2 protein-coding genes are annotated in these 2,505 nt (G+C 78.1%); both read right to left on the reverse strand.

The annotated features are described in order from the left end of the window. Positions 1–19: 19 nt before the first annotated feature. Positions 20–1,450 (reverse strand): hypothetical protein, encoded by a 1,431-nt coding sequence (locus ACFUMH_RS18995; protein ID WP_378209182.1) that lies wholly within the window; start codon positions 1,448–1,450, stop codon positions 20–22. Next, positions 1,447–2,313 (reverse strand): DUF429 domain-containing protein, encoded by an 867-nt coding sequence (locus ACFUMH_RS19000; RefSeq protein ID WP_378209184.1) that lies wholly within the window; start codon positions 2,311–2,313, stop codon positions 1,447–1,449. Before ACFUMH_RS19000 ends, ACFUMH_RS18995 begins: the two co-directional genes overlap by 4 nt. Positions 2,314–2,505 lie beyond the last annotated feature (192 nt).

Genomic DNA, 2,505 nt, shown 5'->3' on the forward strand with positions numbered 1-2,505 from the left:
GTCGTCCGCCCGCGGCCCGTCAGCCCGGCGTCACCGTGAACGGCTCGTGCGTGATCATGCTCGGCTGCACCTCCATGACCACCGACGCCGGGTCGGTGATCGTGTACGCGACCTCGAACGTGACACTCTGCCCCGGCTGGACCGGCTCCGACGGCGCGAGCGCGAGGTCGGAGCCGTAGTCGTGAATCTCCGTCGCGGCCGCCCCGCCGGACGTCACGGAGGTGAAGAACAGCACCGGGTGGTACTCCTCCGCGGTGTTGTTGGTGAGGGTCACCGCGAACCGCATGTGCTCGCCGGTGGCCCCGACGCCGCTCGCGTACGGCGACGGCTGGTAGGGCGCGGGCGCCGCGACCGCCACCTCGAGCCCGTCCTCGTACACGAACGTCTCGCCGAACGCGACCGTCATGTCGGCGGCGGGGTCGCCGCCCGACGGCTCGTCCAGCGCGAACGGGTCGGGGGACGGGTCGGTCGACGGCTCGTCGAGGGGCAGCGGCTCGTCGAACGGCAGCGGCTCGTCCGCCGTTAGGCCCGCCTCGAAACCCTGCGCGAACTCGGTGAACACCCGCGCGTACACCGCGTGCGACAGGACGACCATGCCCACCGACACGACCGCGACGACCACACCCGCGATCGCCATGCCGCGCCCGGGCCGCGCCTTCACCAGCGCGACGACGCCCACGACGAGCCCCGCGACCGCCAGCACGCCCGCCAGGTAGTTGACGAACGGCACCCAGCTGAGCAGCAGCGCGACACCGGCGAGGACCAGCGCCGTGATCGCCATGCCCTTGCCCGCCGGCTGCGACCCCGGGGGCGTGAACGCGCCGGGGTGGCCCGTGCCGGGCGCCAGGTACGGCGGCGGGCTGCCGGGCACGCCGTAGCCGGGGGCGGCGGCGGTGGGCGGGGGCGGGGTGCCGTGCTGCCCGCCGTAGCCGGGGCCGGCGTACGCGGGCGGCGGCGGGGTGCCGTGCGGGGCGGCGAACGCGGGCGCGGGGTGCGGGGCGGCAGGGATCGGGGCGCCGTGGGGTGCGGGGGCGCCGTAGGTGGGGGCGGCGGGTGTTGCTGCGGGGGCGCCGAAGGAGGGCGCGGCGGGTGTCGCTGCCGGGGTGCCCGGGGCGGCCCCGGCGGGTGCCGGTGCGGGGGCGCCGAAGACCGGAGCGGCCGGTGCCGCCGCGGCAGCGGCCGGTGCCGCGTCCGCCGCCGCACGGGTGCCGTCGGCACGGTCGTCGGCGCCCGCGGCCGGAGATGCGGTCGGCGGTGCGGGCGTCGGCAGCGGCGGCAGCGGGACGGCCGGCGCGGACCCGTACGGCGCGGCGGCCGCCAGGGGCGCGTCGTCGGACGCGGGCGGGCGCGGTCCGCCGCCGGGGAGCGGGGCGTCCGGCGGCGGCGGGACGGTGCCCGACCCGTCGGTGGGCACGGGCGCGTCGGTGGGTACGGGCTCGTCGGTGGTCACGCGGACGGGCTCCTCGTCGAGGTGGGGGCGGGGCCGCGACGTGGCGGGTCGCCCGGCGCGCGTCGTGCGGGGCCAGTATCGGGGAGACGTACGTCCGTCCGACTCGCCCGTCCGCGTGGCGTCGGCGGCACCGTCGGACGGCCCGGCACCACGACGTACCCCTCGTGCACGTCGCCGAGCACGCGCATGCGCGGGTCGCGCGTCCCCCACAGCCACGCGAGGTGCGCGCACAGGATCGCGTCGACCTCGTCCTCGACGGCCCGGAGCGCGGCGATGCGGTCCGCGCGCCCGACGACGGCGCGGATCTCCTGCCAGCGCGGATGCGCGTCGAGGTGCATCGTCGGCCCGCACACGCGCTGGAGGTGGTCGACGAGCCGGCGCCATGCGTCCGTGAGCGACGCCAGGTCGCGTCCGGGCTTCACCTTGTACGGCAGCACGCGCCCGAGCCCGAACAGCGTGACCATCGCCGGGTGCGGGTACACCTCGACGGCCACGGACGTCGGCCCGTCGGGCGCGGTCGCCGGGTCGACGTCCCACCCGAACCGCTGCGCGAGCGTCCCGCCGCGCGGCGGGTCCATCCACGGCCGCGACCGGTTGGACGGGTGCGCGCCCGCGTCGTACCGCCCGAACTCCGCGTGCAGCAGCTTCTCCGGCAGGCGCGACCCCGTCGCGTTGGGGACGACCAGCGGCGCGTCGACCGCGACGACGACGCGTCCGGGCGCGTGCGCGGCGAGCGCGTCCGCGATCTCGTCGTCGGTCCGCACGGTCGCCGAGTGCACGAGCCGCCCCGCCGCGTCGGCGAACGCGATCCCGGTCCGGTTGCGCGTGCCCCAGGCGAGGTCGACCCCGACGTACGTCGTCACCGGGCCAGTCTGCCGACCCACCGGCCCGCCGACGCCGGCCTCCCGCCGAGCTCGCCGCCGGGCCACGCCCGCCGCCGAGGTCGCCGGTTCGACGTCCACCTCGCCTGCCCGAGCCGGCGACCTCACCACCGAACCGGCGACCTCGGCGACCGGCGGCGGTGCGGCCGGGACCGGTGTCCGCGCGGCCGTCGT

Source organism: Cellulomonas sp. NPDC057328, assembly GCF_042667215.1.
In the GTDB taxonomy this organism is placed as follows: Bacteria; Actinomycetota; Actinomycetes; order Actinomycetales; family Cellulomonadaceae; genus Cellulomonas.